The organism is Salinisphaera japonica YTM-1 (genome assembly GCF_003788585.1).
GTDB lineage: Bacteria > Pseudomonadota > Gammaproteobacteria > Nevskiales > Salinisphaeraceae > Salinisphaera > Salinisphaera japonica.
Map to the genome: position 1 here is coordinate 1 of NZ_AYKG01000004.1, position 15,913 is coordinate 15,913.

17 protein-coding genes and 2 riboswitches are annotated in these 15,913 nt (G+C 64.3%); all 17 genes read left to right on the forward strand.

Going from position 1 to position 15,913, the window contains the following annotated elements; translation table 11 throughout:
* Positions 1-204 precede the first annotated feature (204 nt).
* A riboswitch (glycine riboswitch) is annotated at positions 205-300 on the forward strand.
* Positions 301-310: 10 nt separating this feature from the next.
* A riboswitch (glycine riboswitch) is annotated at positions 311-392 on the forward strand.
* A 59-nt stretch (positions 393-451) separates the two neighbouring features.
* The gene (gene gcvT / locus SAJA_RS02115; RefSeq protein WP_123657017.1) at positions 452-1,570 is read left to right on the forward strand and encodes a glycine cleavage system aminomethyltransferase GcvT; all 1,119 of its coding nucleotides are present in this window, start codon (positions 452-454) and stop codon (positions 1,568-1,570) included.
* 79 nt (positions 1,571-1,649) lie between these two features.
* Positions 1,650-2,045, forward strand: a complete 396-nt coding sequence (gene gcvH / locus SAJA_RS02120) for a glycine cleavage system protein GcvH (protein WP_123657018.1) — start codon at positions 1,650-1,652, stop codon at positions 2,043-2,045.
* A 69-nt stretch (positions 2,046-2,114) separates the two neighbouring features.
* Complete coding sequence (gene gcvPA, locus SAJA_RS02125) at positions 2,115-3,494, forward strand: aminomethyl-transferring glycine dehydrogenase subunit GcvPA (RefSeq protein WP_123657019.1); 1,380 nt, start codon at positions 2,115-2,117, stop codon at positions 3,492-3,494.
* Positions 3,494-4,003, forward strand: coding sequence for a thiol peroxidase (tpx, locus tag SAJA_RS02130; RefSeq protein WP_123657020.1), 510 nt, complete (start codon positions 3,494-3,496; stop codon positions 4,001-4,003). The genes gcvPA and tpx overlap by 1 nt, the downstream gene beginning before the upstream one ends.
* 54 nt (positions 4,004-4,057) lie before the next feature.
* Complete coding sequence (gene gcvPB, locus SAJA_RS02135) at positions 4,058-5,560, forward strand: aminomethyl-transferring glycine dehydrogenase subunit GcvPB (RefSeq protein ID WP_123657021.1); 1,503 nt, start codon at positions 4,058-4,060, stop codon at positions 5,558-5,560.
* Positions 5,561-5,732: 172 nt separating this feature from the next.
* The gene (deoC, locus tag SAJA_RS02140; RefSeq protein ID WP_123657022.1) at positions 5,733-6,389 is read left to right on the forward strand and encodes a deoxyribose-phosphate aldolase; all 657 of its coding nucleotides are present in this window, start codon (positions 5,733-5,735) and stop codon (positions 6,387-6,389) included.
* 15 nt (positions 6,390-6,404) lie between these two features.
* Positions 6,405-7,355 (forward strand): nucleoside hydrolase, encoded by a 951-nt coding sequence (locus SAJA_RS02145; protein WP_123657023.1) that lies wholly within the window; start codon positions 6,405-6,407, stop codon positions 7,353-7,355.
* On the forward strand, positions 7,355-8,308 hold the full coding sequence (tsx, locus tag SAJA_RS02150; RefSeq protein ID WP_123657024.1) for a nucleoside-specific channel-forming protein Tsx: 954 nt from the start codon (positions 7,355-7,357) through the stop codon (positions 8,306-8,308). Before SAJA_RS02145 ends, tsx begins: the two co-directional genes overlap by 1 nt.
* Positions 8,309-8,322: 14 nt before the next feature.
* The gene (locus SAJA_RS02155; protein ID WP_123657025.1) at positions 8,323-9,702 is read left to right on the forward strand and encodes a purine-cytosine permease family protein; all 1,380 of its coding nucleotides are present in this window, start codon (positions 8,323-8,325) and stop codon (positions 9,700-9,702) included.
* Positions 9,702-10,106: a cytidine deaminase gene (locus SAJA_RS02160; RefSeq protein WP_123657026.1), complete on the forward strand. Its 405-nt coding sequence runs from the start codon at positions 9,702-9,704 to the stop codon at positions 10,104-10,106. Before SAJA_RS02155 ends, SAJA_RS02160 begins: the two co-directional genes overlap by 1 nt.
* Positions 10,103-11,314, forward strand: a complete 1,212-nt coding sequence (locus tag SAJA_RS02165; RefSeq protein ID WP_123657027.1) for a phosphopentomutase — start codon at positions 10,103-10,105, stop codon at positions 11,312-11,314. Before SAJA_RS02160 ends, SAJA_RS02165 begins: the two co-directional genes overlap by 4 nt.
* Positions 11,311-12,075 (forward strand): uridine phosphorylase, encoded by a 765-nt coding sequence (gene udp, locus SAJA_RS02170; RefSeq protein WP_184999707.1) that lies wholly within the window; start codon positions 11,311-11,313, stop codon positions 12,073-12,075. Before SAJA_RS02165 ends, udp begins: the two co-directional genes overlap by 4 nt.
* 101 nt (positions 12,076-12,176) lie before the next feature.
* A complete protein-coding gene (locus tag SAJA_RS02175) occupies positions 12,177-13,124 on the forward strand; it encodes a carbohydrate kinase family protein (RefSeq protein ID WP_123657029.1) in 948 nt (315 codons plus the stop codon).
* 58 nt (positions 13,125-13,182) lie between these two features.
* Positions 13,183-13,713 (forward strand): GNAT family N-acetyltransferase, encoded by a 531-nt coding sequence (locus SAJA_RS02180; RefSeq protein WP_184999708.1) that lies wholly within the window; start codon positions 13,183-13,185, stop codon positions 13,711-13,713.
* 48 nt (positions 13,714-13,761) lie between these two features.
* Positions 13,762-14,577 carry a prolipoprotein diacylglyceryl transferase gene (lgt, locus tag SAJA_RS02185; protein WP_123657031.1) on the forward strand — a complete coding sequence of 272 codons (816 nt, stop codon included), beginning with the start codon at positions 13,762-13,764 and terminating at the stop codon, positions 14,575-14,577.
* Entirely contained in the window at positions 14,577-15,383 is an 807-nt protein-coding gene (locus SAJA_RS02190) for a thymidylate synthase (RefSeq protein WP_123657032.1), read from the forward strand. Before lgt ends, SAJA_RS02190 begins: the two co-directional genes overlap by 1 nt.
* Complete coding sequence (locus tag SAJA_RS02195; protein WP_123657033.1) at positions 15,380-15,892, forward strand: dihydrofolate reductase; 513 nt, start codon at positions 15,380-15,382, stop codon at positions 15,890-15,892. Before SAJA_RS02190 ends, SAJA_RS02195 begins: the two co-directional genes overlap by 4 nt.
* Positions 15,893-15,913: the final 21 nt, after the last annotated feature.

Sequence of the window (15,913 nt, forward strand, 5' to 3'; positions counted from 1 at the left end):
TTATCAGCCTCAGATCGCTCGGTGAGCCGCTTGGTTTCAGTCGGGCGAGATGGTATCTAGCCCTCGCGCGCGGCTGGCCCGCGGGCCGCATTTCGGATGGCCGCAAAACCGCGGCCTGCTGCGAAAACCGGACACTCGGCGGCCCGGTTTGCGCAAACGGGATTTGGCAGGCCCTCCAGGCCTCGGTATAGTCAAGTTGCGATCGCAAATCGCGTAGGAGAGAGCGGCACGACGATGTGTCGCCGCCGAAGGCGCAATTCCCGCCCGGAAACGCTCAGGCTCACGGACTACGCGCCGGCTGCTTGCGGCCACGATCGACTCTGGAGAGCAACCGCCAAAACGCGGTTCACCGACGGGGCTAATCTCTCAGGTGCCAGGACAGAGGGGCGGCGGACAACGAATCACGGCCGATAGCGCCGTTCATGCCGCCCACGCGCCCAGAGTCGATCGCATGGCAAAGACAACGCCGCTCCACGCTGAACACGTCGCCCTTGACGCCAAACTGGTGAACTTCGCCGGCTGGGACATGCCGATCAACTACGGCTCCCAGATCGCCGAGCACCGCGCGGTGCGTGAGGATGCCGGCATGTTCGATGTCTCGCATATGCGCCCGGTGGATGTGTATGGCCCCGAAGCCCGGGCTTTTCTGCGACACGTGCTGGCCAACGACGTGGCCAAGATCGACGAGATCGGCCGGGCGCTCTATACCTGCATGCTCAATACCCGTGGCGGGGTGATCGACGACCTGATCGTCTATCACCTGGGCGAAGAGTGGTACCGCATCGTCATCAATGCCGGCACCGCGGAAAAAGATATGGCCTGGCTGCACGGCATGGCCGAGCACCACGAGGTGAGCGTCGAGGAATTCCGCGACTCGGCCATCATCGCGGTCCAGGGGCCGAAAGCCGCCGACAAGATCGCATCCGCCCTGGGGGAGCACGCCGAACGCGCGGCCGCTCTCAAGACGTTTCGTGGCTTTGCCGACGGCCAGTGGTCGATCGGGCGGACCGGCTACACCGGGGAGGACGGCTACGAGATCGTCATGGCCGCCGCGGATGCGGTGTCCACCTGGCAGGCGCTGCAACAGGCCGGTGTCACGCCGATCGGCCTGGGCGCGCGTGACACGCTGCGCCTGGAGGCCGGGCTGAATCTCTATGGCCAGGACATGGACGAGGACACCACGCCATTGGAATCCGGCCTGGGCTGGACCGTGGCGTTCGAGCCGGCCGAGCGTGATTTCGTGGGCCGCAACGCGCTGGAGCTGGCACGAGAGCTCGACGACGGCAAGAAGCTGGTCGGGCTGGTGCTGGGGGCTCGCGGCGTCATGCGCCACGGCGCGGCCGTACGCCCGGCCGGTGATGAACACACGAGCGCCGAGGCGGCAGCCGGTGTCATCACAAGCGGCAGTTTCGGCCCGACCGTTCAGTGCTCGATCGCGCTGGCGCGTGTGCCCGTCGCCTGGACAGGCGAGGTCGAGGTGTCACTGCGCGGGGCGTGGAAGCCGGCTCGTATCGTGGCTTACCCGTTCGTGCGCAAGGGCCGCTCACGCATCCCGTCGAACACCGATTGATCAAACCCGCACGGCCGAGTGCATCGAATCGGCTGCCATTTTCGAATCACTACCCAAGCCCCGACAAGGAAGTACGGCCATGAGCGAAATCCCCAAGGATCTGTCCTACGCCAAGACCCACGAATGGATCGCCAACGACGGCGACGGCACGGTCACCATCGGCATCACCGAATATGCCCAGGGCTCGCTGGGTGATCTGGTGTTTGTCGAGCTGCCCGAAGCCGGTACCAAGGTATCGGCCGGGGACGCCGTGGCCGTGGTGGAATCGGTCAAGGCCGCATCGGATATCTATGCCCCGGTCAACGGCGAGATCGTCGAAATCAACGAAGACCTGGACGAGTCGCCCGAGCGCGTCAACGAAGATCCCTTCGGCCAGGGCTGGCTGTTCAAGATGGCCGTCAACAACGCCGACGATCTGGACGGGCTGCTCGATGCCGCAGCCTACGGCGAGATCGTCGACGCCGAAGAAAGCTAACCCGTCTCAACGATTGCCTCTGGCGCGCCGAGAATCCGGTGCGCGCGGCTTTGCCAACGCGACTGATTTATGCCTTTCATCCCGCATACCGACCACGATATCCAGCAGATGCTGGCTGCCACCGGCGCCGACTCGATCGATGCGCTGTTCTCCGAGATCGATCCGTCGCTGCGCGATGTCGATATCTCGGCCGTGCCCGAGCGGGCCAGCGAACAGGCCGTCACGCGCTTGATGCACGACCGGGCCAGCCAGGACGCCCCCGGGCTGTGTTTCATCGGCGCCGGGGCCTACGAGCATCATATTCCGGCAGCGGTCTGGGAGATCACCACGCGCGGCGAGTTCTATAGCGCCTATACGCCGTACCAGCCCGAGGCCAGCCAGGGCACGCTGCAGGTGGTCTATGAATACCAGTCGATGATGGCCGGGCTGACCGGCATGGACGTGGCCAACGCCTCGCTCTACGACGGCGCTTCCGCCCTGGCCGAGGCGGTGTTGATGGCCGTGCGGGCCAATCGCAAGTCGAAATCCGCGCGCATCCTCATGCCGGCCAGCGTGCACCCGTTCTATCGCGAAGTGGCCTACAACATTTGCAAGAACCAGCAGATCACGTTCGAGGCCATCGGCTACGACGAGACGACCGGTCTGATCGATCGCGAGGCGCTGTCGGCCTGGGCCGATGAAGACATCACCGCGCTGGTCATCCCACAGCCCAATTTCTTTGGCGCCATCGAGGATGTCGACGCCTTGACCGATTGGGCGCAGAATAACGGCGCGCTGGCCATCGGCGTGGTCAATCCGTTGTCGCTGGCGCTGCTGAAGGCGCCGGGCCAATGGGGCCACGGCGAGGGCGCGGATATCGTGGTCGGCGAAGGCCAGCCGCTGGGCGCGCCCATGGCCGGGGGCGGGCCGTATTTCGGCATTCTGTGTTGTCGCAAGAAGCATGTGCGCCAGATGCCGGGCCGTGTGGTCGGCAAGACCACCGACATGGAAGGCCGCGAAGGCTATGTGCTGACGCTGCAACCGCGCGAGCAGCATATCCGCCGCTCCAAGGCTACCTCCAATATCTGTACCAACCAGGGCCTGCTGGTCACCGCGGCCACGATCCACATGAGCCTGATGGGCAATACCGGGCTGCATAACGTGGCCGCCACCTGTGCGGCCACCACGCGTGATCTGGTGGCCCGGCTGACGGCGATTGCCGGGGTCGAGAAAGTCTTCGACTCGGCCTATTTTCACGAGTGTGCGCTGCGCCTGCCGGTGGCAGCAGAGAACGTGCTGGCCCAGCTTGCCGAGCGCGATATCTTCGGCGGACTCGATCTGTCGCGGTTCTATGCCGGTACCGAGAACGTCATTCTCGTCTGTGCCACGGAAACCAAAACGGACGGCGATCTAGCGGCCTTCGCCGAGGCCTTGGCGGACGTGCTGGCCGACGAGACGGAGGCCGCCTGATGCGTGTGACGATCACCCGCCGCGGCGAGACGATGCAGATCAATGACGGTTTCCCGGCCGTCGGCGATACCTTGGCGCCCATGCGTCTGACCGGCTCGGATCTGGGCGACGTGGGCCTGGCGGATTTCGCCGGCCGCAGGAAGATCTTCAATATCTTTCCCAGCCTGGATACCAAGACCTGTGCGCTATCGGTCAAGCAGTTCAACGCCCGCGTCGAAGCGCTTGCCGATACCGTGCTGCTCCAGGTCTCGGCCGATCTGCCGTTTGCCCACAGCCGTTTCTGTGCTGCCGAAGGGCTGGAAAACGGCGTCACGCTGTCGATGATGCGTGACAAAGCGTTCGCCGCGGACTACGGCGTACTGATCGAGGACGGCTCGATGGCGGGCCTGTGTGCCCGGGCCGTGATCGTGGCCGACGGCGACGATCGCGTAGTGCACGCCGAGCTTGTCAGTGAAATCGCCCAGGAACCGGACTACGAGGCCGCTATGGCCGCGCTATCGCGCGACTAGCTTCGCCGCGCGTCTGATTTCCCAGTCGCCGAGCCGCTCGGCGCCAAGACAACGATGACGACCATGACCGAACAACTGATCTTCGAACACAGCCGTCCCGGCCGCCAGGCTGCCGCCCAGGCGCCGGCCAGTGCCCCGACCATCGATGACCTGCCGGCCACCGCCATGCGCCGTACCGCGCTCGGCCTGCCGGAGGTCTCCGAGCTGGATGTCGTGCGTCACTACACGCGGCTGTCGCAGCAGAATTTTTCCATCGATACGCACTTCTATCCGTTGGGCTCGTGCACGATGAAACACAACCCGCGGGCCTGTAACACGCTGGCCTCGTTGCCGGGGTTTCTGGGCCGTCATCCGCTGGCCCCGGCCCGCCACGGCCAGGGCATGATGGCTTGCTTCTACGAGCTGCAGGAGATGCTCAAGACCGTGACCGGCATGGCCGGTGTCTCGCTCACGCCGATGGCCGGCGCCCAGGGCGAGTTCACGGGTGTGGCCATGATCAAGGCCTATCACGAGGCCCGCGGCGATTACGAGCGCGACGAGATTCTCGTGCCCGAGGCGGCCCACGGCACCAACCCGGCCACGGCGGTCATGTGTGGTTGCAAGGTGGTCGAGATCCCGGCTGACGGTGACGGCGACGTCGATGTGGCCGCACTGCGGGAAAAGGTCGGGCCGAAGACCGCGGGTATCATGCTCACCAACCCGTCCACGCTGGGCGTGTTCGAGCAGGACATCCTGGAAATCTCGAAGATGATCCACGAAGCCGGCGGGCTGCTCTATTACGACGGCGCCAATCTGAACGCCATTCTGGGCAAGGCACGTCCGGGCGATATGGGCTTCGACGTCATCCATATGAACCTGCACAAGACCTTTTCCACGCCGCACGGCGGCGGCGGGCCGGGCTCCGGAGCCGTGGGGGTGGGCAAGCGTCTGTTGGATTTCATGCCGATCCCGGTGGTCGGGCGTGACGGCGAGGGCGAAGGTACGACTTATCGCTGGCTCGACGAGCGCGACGTGCCCCATACCATCGGCCGGCTGTCGGCGTTCATGGGCAATGCCGGCGTGCTGCTGCGCGCCTATATCTATGCGCGTCTGCTGGGGCGCGAGGGCATGACCCGGGTCGCCGAGTTCGCGACGTTGAACTCCAATTACCTGATGACCCGGCTCAAGGCTGCCGGCTTCGATGTCGCCTATCCCGAGCGCAAGGCCAGCCACGAGTTCATCGTCACGCTCAAGCGCCAGAAACAGGAGCTTGGTGTCGGCGCGGGTGATTTCGCCAAGCGCCTGCTGGATTACGGCTATCACGCGCCCACGGTCTATTTCCCGCTGCTGGTGCCCGAATGTCTGCTCATCGAGCCGACCGAGACCGAGTCGCGCGAGACGATCGACGGCTTCGTGGACGCCATGATCGCGATCTGGGATGAGGCCAGGGTGGATGCGACAACACTCACCGAGGCCCCGTTCAACCTGCCGGTCCGCCGGCTCGACGAGGTGGCGGCAGCCAAGAATCTGGATCTGAAATTCGAGGCCGAAACGGGTGACGCACGCAGCGTGGCCTGATCGCGGCGTCGCCATGCTTTTGTCGCGGGCTACTTGCAGCGATAATACAGGCGCTCGGTTTGGGGAACGGCCGGGCGTCATTCGTATAACGAGATCGGACGTGTCGTGACGCCACAACGAGTTGGCGTGCCCGGCATGCGGCTCGTTCAATGCACGATCGAGCCGATTTGTCATGAGCCACGCCCTGTATGACCTCGCCGCGCGTATCGACCATACGCTGCTCAAGCCCCAAGCCAGCCGCGATCAGATCGCGGGGTATTGCGACCAGGCGCTGGCCCATGGCTTTGCGGCTGTCTGCGTCAATCCACGTCATGTACGGGCGGTGGCCGATCGTCTGACGGGTAGCCACGTGGCGACCTGCGCCGTGGTTGGTTTTCCGCTGGGCGCTCACACCACCGAAATCAAGGCTGGCGAAGCCCGGCGGGCTGTGGCTGACGGTGCCCGCGAGATCGATATGGTGATCGCCATCGGCGCGCTGCTCGAAGGCGATGAGGCCTATGTGGCCGACGATATCGCCCGTGTACGCCAAGCCTGTGGCTCGGCCTCCTTGAAAGTCATCCTGGAAACCGGCCTGCTGGACGATGCGGCCAAACGGCGCGGCTGTGAAATCGCCCGCGCGGCCGGTGCACATTACGTAAAGACCTCGACCGGATTCGCCGACGGAGGGGCCACGGTGGCCGATATCGCGCTCATGCACGCCACCGTGGGCGGGGCGATGGGCATCAAGGCGTCAGGCGGGGTGCGCACCCGCGAGGCCGCCCTGGCTCTGGTCGAGGCCGGCGCCACGCGTATCGGCACCAGCAACGGCGTGGCCTTGCTGGGCGACTAACAACAAGAGAGTGCCGTGACAGCCAAACACGTGATCATCGACTGTGATCCGGGCCAAGACGATTTCATCAATCTCATGCTGGTCGCGGCCGCGCCCGAGGTCTTTGAGGTGGCCGCAATCACCACGGTGGCCGGCAATGTGCCGCTGGCCTTGACGACCCATAATGCCCGGCTGGCCTGTGATTGGGCTGGCTGGCGCCAGGTGCCTGTCTACGCCGGCTGCCCGGCGCCGCTCATGCGCGGCCTGGCCACGGCCGAGCACGTACACGGGGCCACCGGCGTCGACGGCCTGCCGCCGGCCACGCCCGGCACGCCACTGATCGACACCCACGCCGTGCCCGCGATGATCGATGCGCTGCGGGCCGCCGAGGCGCCGATGACGCTCATCGCCACTGGCCCGCTGACCAATATTGCAACGGCGCTGATCATGGCGCCGGACATCGTCGATGGCATCGAGCAGATCGTGTTGATGGGCGGGGCGCGCAGCGCGGGCGGCAACATCACCCCCTCGGCGGAATTCAATATGGCGGTGGATCCGCACGCCGCGGCTCGTGTGGCCGCGGCCGGCATACCGCTGGTGATTTTTGGCCTGGATGTAACCCATCAACTGCGTATGACCGGGCCGCGACGGGCAAGGCTACGCGCGATCGGCACGCCTGTTGCAACGGTGATTGCCGACATGCTCGACAGCACGGCCAATCGAATGACGTTTGCCGCCGATGATGGCCCGCCGTTGCACGACCCGTGTACCGCACTTTTTCTCATCGCCCCCTCGCTTTTCGATCTCGTGGATTGCCATCTGGCCGTTGAGACCGACAGCCCCGTGACCTACGGCCACACGGCCGTGGATATTGCCGGTGCCACCGGCCGGCCGGTCAACGCGCGCTGGGCCACGGCCATCGACGACGAGGCCGCGTTTGCCTGTATCGAGCAGCGCCTGGCCGGCCTGGCGGCCGGGGCCAACTGATGCCGCCCGGACACGCCCGTGGCGCCTTGATCTGGCTATGCGTCGTACTTGGCCTGGTCATGGCTGGCGCTGCCCGGGCCGAGGCCGGCGAGGGCGCTGAACAGCTTGAAGTGCCTGTGGGGGCAGATGCCGATGAAGCCGAGCAGGGCGATTCAGATAGCCCGTATCTGTCGGACTGGTTTCATCAGCAGGTTCAGTTCATCGGCTCGACGGATATTCGTTTTGGCCCGCGCCCGGTCGATGATATCTATCTCGAATACGAGTTCTTCGGTACGAAGGGCCCGTTCGATATCTACGGCTATATCGACTTCAACAAGATTTTCGGCGTTGGCAGTGATTTCAATAACGGCGTCTGGGACGCCGACGGCTCGCCGTTTTTCACCGAGCTACAGCCGCGTATGTCGCTCGACCGGCTGTTCGGCCGCGATTTCGGGTTTGGCCCGATCAAGGAATGGTTCGTGGCCACGGACTATATCCTGGATGTCGGTCATAACCGCAGCTCGCGCCAGAACACGTTCTATGTCGGCCCCGGGGCGGCTATTGACACCCATTCGCCGGTCAATCTGGAAGTCAATTTCTTCTTCCGGCGTCAGTTTGCTTATTACGATGCGCCGACCGTGGATACCTGGGACGGCTATCGTTTTCAGGCCAATTACTCGGTGCCGCTGGGCCGTGCGCCGCTGGATGGCAATCTGCTTTATGTCGGCTTTTTGAACTATGACTTTGGCTCGGAGCTGGGTGATCGAGCGGGTGCGTTTCGCACCAACGAGGCCCTGGTCGAAACCAACGTATTGATCCTGTCCTACACCCATCTGCGCTATTTCCTTGCCGCGCGTTATTTCAAGAACGGCGGGCAATGGCAGGACGGGGCGATCCTGGATTTCGGCAACGGCCCGCAGCGCCTGGATGAAAACGGCTGGGGCTATTACCTGGCTATCGGCTGGCAGTTCTGAACCATCAAGGATTTATGAATAACCCCCAGAACGCGACCCCGCACGCCGAGCGTGCTTCGGAAAACGTCGAGACGATCGGCATCGCCCCGGTGCCCGAGGCACGGCGTGATATGTCGGCGCTATCGCTGTTCTCGATCTGGGGGCTGGCCTCGGCCTCAGCCACCACGCCGGTGATCGGGTTGCTGCTCTACGACGTGGGGCTGACCAATTTCTTCATCGCGGTAATCATCGCCGGGCTGATCGGCATCATTCCGGCAGGACTGTTCTCCGAGCAGGGCCGGGAAGTACCGCTGATCTCACTGGTCACCGCACGGGCGACCTTCGGGCCCGGGGCCAGTTTCTTCCTGTCGATTCTCTATACCATCGTGGGGGCGGGTTGGTTCGGGCTGAACACCGATGTGGGCGGCCAGATCCTGTCCACGCTGTATCCCGGCTACGGCATGCTCTGGTACTGGCTGTTGGGTATCGGCCAGACCGCGCTCGTGTTCCTGGGCATGAAGTGGCTGGAACGGTTTTATAACTGGACCGCGCTGATCTTCATCGCCAGCTACGGCGTGTTGATCTATTACATGGTCACCCGGTTCCCGCTGGTATTGCCTTTCGAGGCCACCGGCTCGGTGCACTGGGGCGCTATTATCCAGACGATCCTGAGTTTCTCGCTTTTAGCGTGGGCCTACGAGTTCTCGACCGTCTCGCGCTTTTGCCCGCCCAAGACTGCCGACGAGCCCCCGGCCCGGCGCGCAGCTTATTTCAGTGCGGCCACCGTGGGTGTGCTCTTGCCCGTATTGTTGATGGGCGTGCTGGGGCTGATCGGCAAGGCCTCGACCGGCGAGTGGAACATCGCGCTGATCGCCAAGGACCTGCCCGTCGGCGGGGCGATCGCGGCACTCGGCGTGATTCTGGCGATCGCCCATACCAACGCCATGAATCTCTACCCGGCGGTGACCAAGCTGTTGGCGGCCAGCGAAACCGTACGCACGCCGCATCGCCTGGATCAGCCGATCGCCTCGCTCGTGCTCGGCCTGATCGCCACCCTCATGGCGGTCGGCGGCATTCTGGAGCACGTGGAGCCGTTTCTCTCGGTGTTGGGCGTGTTCCTGTTTCCTTTCACGTTCTTGATGATGTTCGACTGGGTGCTGATTCAAAAACGCGCCACGCCGGTCTCGGCGTTCTTCGAGAAGAAACAGCGGCTTGCCGAACAGTTTCGCCCGAGTGCCTGTATCGCGTTCGTGATCGGTGTGGCGTTGTCGCTGCTGGGCTATTTCAAGGTCTTGCCGGGCGTGTGGATCGAAACGCTGCCCTGGACGGTGATCGCCTCGGTCATCGCCTGTGGGGTCTATGCCGTGCTGCGACTCGTGATCAACGACCCGCCGATCCAGAGCGAGACGCCCTGATGCCCGCTGTCGTTGATTGGGAGGCGCTTATCACCGCGGCCTGGCGGGTGCGGGCCAATGCCCATGCGCCGTATTCACGCTTTGCCGTGGGGGCAGCACTTCAGAGCCTCGACGGGACGATCCATGCCGGCTGCAACGTCGAGAACATCGCTTTTCCCAGCGGCCAGTGTGCCGAGGCCAGCGCGATCGGCAACATGGTCAGCACGGCCGGGGCGATATCGATCGTGGCCGTGGTTGTGGCTACCGAGGCCCTGACGTTCACCTGGCCCTGCGGACAGTGTCGTCAGAAACTGGTCGAGCTGGCAGCCCCTGATTGTAGGGTGATGTCGGTCACGGCCGATGCCCGCTCGGCGCCGCGCGGGCTGGCTGTTCTGTTGCCCGGCGCATTGACGAGCCTGACATGAGTGCCGGGCGGTGTATTGTTCTGGTCATGGATTCGCTAGGCATCGGTGCGGCCCCTGACGCGGCGGGCTACGGCGATGACGGGGCCGATACGTTGGGGCATATCGTGGCCGAAACGCGGGATCTTCGTTTGCCGGTTCTGGCCGGTCTGGGCCTGGCCCGCGCAGCCGAGGCCGCCCGCGGCCAGCCGTTGGCCCACGACATCGGCGATGTAAACGACAACGCAGCCTGGGCCCATGCGTTGCCTGTCGGCCGGCCCAAGGGCAGCACCGGCGGTCACTGGGAGATCGCCGGCCTGCCGGTGCACGAAGACTGGGGCTATTTCGGCCGCGATTCGGCTGATCCGTACCCGGCGGGCCTGCTCGAGGCACTGGCCGGGCAGGCCGGCATCGACGGTGTCATTACTGTCGGGCGCGCCTCGGGCACGGCGGTAATCGCCGAGCACGGCGAGGCCCATGTCCAGAGCGGGCGCCCCATCGTTTATACCTCGGCCGACAGCGTGCTTCAGATCGCCGCCCACGAGCGTGTCTTCGGTCTGGCACGGCTTTATGCGGTCTGCGAGGCCGCGCGGACCTTGTGTGATGCCTATCGTATCGCTCGCGTCATCGCCCGGCCCTTCGTGGGCGAGGGGGCGGGGGATTTCAGGCGCACCGATAACCGGCGTGATTTCGCCATGCCGCCAAGCGCGGCCACGCTGCTCGACCGGTTACAGGCACACGGCGTGCCGGTGATCACCTTCGGCAAGATCGGTGATCTGTTCGCGCATCGCGGTATCGACACACAGCATCCGGCCACCGGCCAGGAACAGGTCTTTGATGCGCTGGCGGACACGCTGGCCAATCGCCCCGAGCCGGGTTTTCTGTTCGCCAATTTCTGTGATTTCGACTCCAAGTACGGCCATCGTCGTGACGTGGCGGGCTACGCGGGCGAGCTTGTGGCTTTCGATGCCCGGCTGGGGCGTTTTCTGGCCGAGCTTTCACCGAATGACCGGTTGATCATCACCGCCGATCACGGCAATGACCCGACCGCACCCGGCAGTGACCACACCCGTGAATGCGTGCCGGTGCTCTTGCACGGCGCCGGCGTGTCGCCCGGCAATCACGGGCGACGAGACGGCTTTGCCGACGTTGGGGCCACGGTCGCGGCATTTTTCGATCTGCCGGCGACGGGCCTGACCGGCCGGCCCATCACCTACGAGACAGATTCATGAGCCAGGCACGGCAATATCATATCGGCCTGTCGGCCGCCGATATCGGCGGGGCGCTCGACGTGCTGTTACCCGGCGATCCGGGCCGCGTGGCGGATCTGGCGCGGGCACTGGACGACCAGGCGTACGCGCTGGGCCAGAACCGGGAATATTGTTCCTGGCTGGCTCATGTCGACGGGCGCCCGGTGCTGGTGTGCTCGTCGGGGCTCGGCGCGCCCTCGACCGCGGTTGCCGTGGAGGAGCTGGCCAATATCGGCATCAAGCGTTTCATCCGCGTCGGCACCACGGGCGCGATCCAGCCCTATATCGATTTCGCCGATATCGTGATCAGCAAGGCCGCGGTGCGCCTTGAGGGCACCTCCCGCCACTATGCGCCGCTGGCCTATCCGGCGGTGGCCTCGTTTTCGCTGACCCAACGGCTGGTCGCCGCCGCCGAGCGCCTGGGCGTGCCGCATCATGTGGGCATCACGGCCTCGTCGGATACGTTCTGGCCGGGCCAGGAGCGCTACGACAGCCACTCCGGCTACGTGCGCCGCGCGTTTCAGGGCTCGTTGGCCGAGTGGCGCGCCCTGGGCGTGGCCAATTTTGAAATGGAGGCGGCCGCGCTATTCACGGTTTGTGCAACGTTCGGCCTGGACGCGGCCTGTATCTGCGGGGTGATCGCCCGGCGCGTTGACGCCGAGGCCGTGAACCACGCGGCTTACCCGCTGGCGGCCGAGCGTTGGCAGTCGATTCTGCTTGAGGCCTTGCGCGAGCCGGTCTGATGGCGGGCGGGCGCCGGCCATAAAAAGCCCTGCGCAAGTATGGCAAGATACCGGCCATATATGCCCCGCCGGGTATTGGTTTTGCCGATAAAGGATGTTTTATGTCCGCTCTGATTTGCGGTTCGATCGCTTTCGACACGATCATGGTCTACTCGGGCCAGTTCAAGAACGAGATCCTGCCGGATCAGGTTCACATGCTGAACGTGTCGTTTCTCGTGCCGGATATGCGTCGTGAGTTCGGCGGCTGTGCCGGTAATATCGCGTATTCGCTGGCACTGCTCGGTGGCCAGGGACAGGCCATGGCCACCGTAGGCAAGGATTTCGACGACTACGGCGACTGGATGGCCGAGCACGGCATCAGCCGCGATTACATCAAGGTCATCGACGACGCCTATACCGCCCAGGCTTATATCACGACCGATCTGGATGATAATCAGATCACGGCCTTTCATCCGGGGGCCATGAACCATGCCCACGAGCAGAGCGTGCCGGCCGATACCGGCATCACGCTGGGTGTGGTCTCGCCGGACGGCAAGGACGGCATGGTGGCCCATGCCCAACAGTTTGCCGATGCCGGCATCGATTTCATGTTCGACCCGGGCCAGGGCCTGCCGATGTTCAACGGCGACGAGCTCAAGACCATCATCGGGCAGGCGTCTTATCTGGCCTTGAACGACTACGAGTCACAGCTCGTGCGTGACCGCACGGGCATGAGCGAGGCCGACATCGCCGCACAGCTCAAGGCGTTGATCATCACCAAGGGGGGCAACGGCTCGATCATCTACGCCGATGGCCAGACCCACAAGATTCCGGCCGGCAGCCCGGCGGCACTGGCTGATCCGACCGGCTGTGGCGATGCGTTTCGCGCCGGGCTGATCTACGGCATGCAGCAGGGCTGTGACTGGCCGACGATCGGGCGGATCGCCTCGCTGATGGGCACGATCAAGATCGAGCGCCCGGGCACGCAGAACCACTCGTTCACGCTGGATGGCTTCAAGGCCCGCCTGGCCGACGAGTTCGGCGCCGAATACGCCGAAGCGCTCGGCTGATGAGACGTTGCGGCCGGGGCCGTCCGGGGCCAGTGCGAGGCCGGCCCGCGTGATCGTCATGCCGCGCCGACTCGTCACCGATCGGCTGACGCTGCGCCCCCCGACGCGCGACGATGCCTCGTCGATCTGGGCCTACGCCAGCGACCCTGTGGCTACCCGCTATATGGTGTGGCCGACGCACGTCGATCGTGACGATGTTGACGATCATCTGGACGATGTCGCCGACGGCTGGGCCGCCGGCGATGACTTCGCTTATGTGATCGCCCTGAGTGATCCAGGCGACGTCGTGGGCATGGTATCGGCCCAGTTCAGCGACGACGGGGTCGAGATCGGTTTCATCGTCGCGCGGGCCCATCAGCGCCGCGGTATCGCCACCGAGGCGGCCACGGCCGTGATGCAGGCGGTGCAGTCACTGGACGATGTCTATCGTATCTGGGCCAGTTCTGACGCCGATAACCCGGCCTCGGCAGGCGTTTTGCGGGGCCTGGACATGCAGTTTGAAGGCTGTCTGCGACGGCGCTCGGCACGGCCCAACCGAGCGGATGTTATCGGCCCGCAAGATGATCATATCTATGCTTGGGTGCGCTGATTCTTCGATCGGCGCGGCCTGTTATTCCATACCGTAGCGATACTGCCCATGTTCGTACGCCCTGATATCGACCCGGTCGCGTTTTCGATCGGCCCCATTGCCGTGCACTGGTACGGCCTGATGTATCTGTTGTCGTTCCTGGTTGGCTGGGGGCTTGCGGTCTGGCGCACGCGTCTGCCCCATATCCGCTGGAACAGCGAAGAGGTCGGCGATCTGCTGTTCTATGTCGTGCTCGGCGTGGTGCTGGGCGGGCGTCTGGGCTATGTGCTGCTCTATCAGCCGGGCTTTTTCCTCGGCCATCCACTGCAGATATTCGCGGTCTGGGACGGCGGTATGTCGTTTCATGGCGGCATGATCGGGGTGTTCATCGCCTCGGCGATCTTCGGTGCCAAGACTCGCCGGACGTTTTTTCAGATCACCGACTTCATCGCCCCGATCGTGCCCGTGGGCCTGTTTTTCGGGCGGATCGCCAACTTCATCAACGGCGAGCTGGTCGGCCGGGTCGCCGAAGTGCCCTGGGCGATGGTCTATCCCGACGTCGGCCCGCAGCCGCGTCATCCCTCGGAGCTGTACGAGGCCAGTCTTGAAGGGCTGGCGTTGTTCGTCATCCTGTGGCTGTATTCGTCGCGGCCACGGCCACGCGCGGCTGTCTCGGGGCTGTTTCTTCTTGGCTACGGCACGTTTCGTCTGTTCTGTGAATTCTTCCGCCAGCCGGATGCTTTTGCCGGGTTCATCGCCTTTGGCTGGGTCACGCTCGGCATGGCCTACTCGGCGCCGATGATCATCGCCGGCATCATCATGCTGATCTGGGCCTATACGCGCACCGATCCGAATAAGACAGACACCCGTCAGGACGCGACGTGATGCAGGCACTGGAACAGCCGTACCTGGATTTGATGGCCGAGATTCGCGATCACGGCGTGACCAAGGCTGATCGCACCGGGGTGGGCACGCGCTCGGTCTTTGGCCGCCAGATGCGTTTTGATCTGAATCGTGGGTTCCCCGTGCTTACGACCAAGAAACTCTATCTGCGAGCCATCATCCACGAGCTGCTGTGGTTCATCGCCGGCGATACCAATATCGGCTATCTGCGCGATAACAAGGTGCGCATCTGGGACGAGTGGGCCGATGCCAACGGGGATCTGGGCCCTGTGTACGGCTATCAGTGGCGCTCGTGGCCGGCCCCGAACGGCCAGGCCATCGATCAGCTGGTCCGTGTGATCGAGGCCATCAAGCACAACCCGGATTCACGCCGGCATCTGGTCACGGCCTGGAACCCGGCCCAGGTCGATGACATGGCGCTGCCGCCGTGTCATGCCCTGTTTCAATTCTATGTCGCGGAGGGGCGGCTGTCCTGTCAGCTCTATCAGCGCAGCGGTGACGTGTTTCTCGGGGTGCCGTTCAATATCGCAAGCTATGCGCTGCTCACGCATATGGTCGCCCAGGCGTGCGGGCTCGGCGTGGGCGAGTTCGTGCACACCCTGGGCGATGCGCATCTGTATCTGAACCATCTGGATCAGGTCGAAACCCAGTTGGCACGCGCGCCAAAGCCGGCACCGCGGCTATGGCTCAATCCCGAGGTGCATGACGTGTTCGCCTTCACCTTCGACGACATCACTGTCGAGGATTACCACAGCCACCCGAGCATCAAGGCACCGATCGCGGTATGACCTCAAAGGATTCCAGGCCCAGGCTCACACTCATCGCCGCGATGGACGAAAACCGGCTCATCGGCGCCGACGGCGACATGCCCTGGCATATTCCCGGCGATCTGCCGCGCTTCAAGCGACTGACCACGGGTAAACCCATTCTCATGGGCCGCAAGACGTTCGAGTCCATCGGCCGGGCGTTGCCCAACCGTCACAATATCGTGCTCTCACGTTCCAGCGCGCTGGATGCTCGGGACGACATCACGCGGGTCGCCTCGGTCGAGGCCGCGCTGGCCGCAGCCGGCGATGCGCCCGAGCTGATGGTGATCGGCGGGGCCGAGGTCTATCGCCTGGTGTTGGCCGCGGCCGACTGTCTGGATATCACGCATATCCAGGCCGAATACGCCGGAGACACCTGGTTTCCCCCGGTCGACTGGTCGGCCTGGCGTATCGAGGCCGAACAGTACATCGCCGCCGATGGCCAGACACCGGCCCACCGGTTCGTGACGTGGGTCCGGGCCGCGGTATAGACTCGAAAATCGATCGTTTAA

Bases quoted from the DNA above. Each gene is read 5' to 3' on its own strand.
- gcvT (WP_123657017.1), top strand. From the start codon at position 452: ATGGCAAAGACAACGCCGCTCCACGCTGAACACGTCGCCCTTGACGCC.
- gcvH (WP_123657018.1), top strand. From the start codon at position 1,650: ATGAGCGAAATCCCCAAGGATCTGTCCTACGCCAAGACCCACGAATGG.
- gcvPA (WP_123657019.1), top strand. From the start codon at position 2,115: ATGCCTTTCATCCCGCATACCGACCACGATATCCAGCAGATGCTGGCT.
- tpx (WP_123657020.1), top strand. From the start codon at position 3,494: ATGCGTGTGACGATCACCCGCCGCGGCGAGACGATGCAGATCAATGAC.
- gcvPB (WP_123657021.1), top strand. From the start codon at position 4,058: ATGACGACCATGACCGAACAACTGATCTTCGAACACAGCCGTCCCGGC.
- deoC (WP_123657022.1), top strand. From the start codon at position 5,733: ATGAGCCACGCCCTGTATGACCTCGCCGCGCGTATCGACCATACGCTG.
- tsx (WP_123657024.1), top strand. From the start codon at position 7,355: ATGCCGCCCGGACACGCCCGTGGCGCCTTGATCTGGCTATGCGTCGTA.
- SAJA_RS02155 (WP_123657025.1), top strand. From the start codon at position 8,323: ATGAATAACCCCCAGAACGCGACCCCGCACGCCGAGCGTGCTTCGGAA.
- SAJA_RS02160 (WP_123657026.1), top strand. From the start codon at position 9,702: ATGCCCGCTGTCGTTGATTGGGAGGCGCTTATCACCGCGGCCTGGCGG.
- SAJA_RS02165 (WP_123657027.1), top strand. From the start codon at position 10,103: ATGAGTGCCGGGCGGTGTATTGTTCTGGTCATGGATTCGCTAGGCATC.
- udp (WP_184999707.1), top strand. From the start codon at position 11,311: ATGAGCCAGGCACGGCAATATCATATCGGCCTGTCGGCCGCCGATATC.
- SAJA_RS02175 (WP_123657029.1), top strand. From the start codon at position 12,177: ATGTCCGCTCTGATTTGCGGTTCGATCGCTTTCGACACGATCATGGTC.
- SAJA_RS02180 (WP_184999708.1), top strand. From the start codon at position 13,183: ATGCCGCGCCGACTCGTCACCGATCGGCTGACGCTGCGCCCCCCGACG.
- lgt (WP_123657031.1), top strand. From the start codon at position 13,762: ATGTTCGTACGCCCTGATATCGACCCGGTCGCGTTTTCGATCGGCCCC.
- SAJA_RS02190 (WP_123657032.1), top strand. From the start codon at position 14,577: ATGCAGGCACTGGAACAGCCGTACCTGGATTTGATGGCCGAGATTCGC.
- SAJA_RS02195 (WP_123657033.1), top strand. From the start codon at position 15,380: ATGACCTCAAAGGATTCCAGGCCCAGGCTCACACTCATCGCCGCGATG.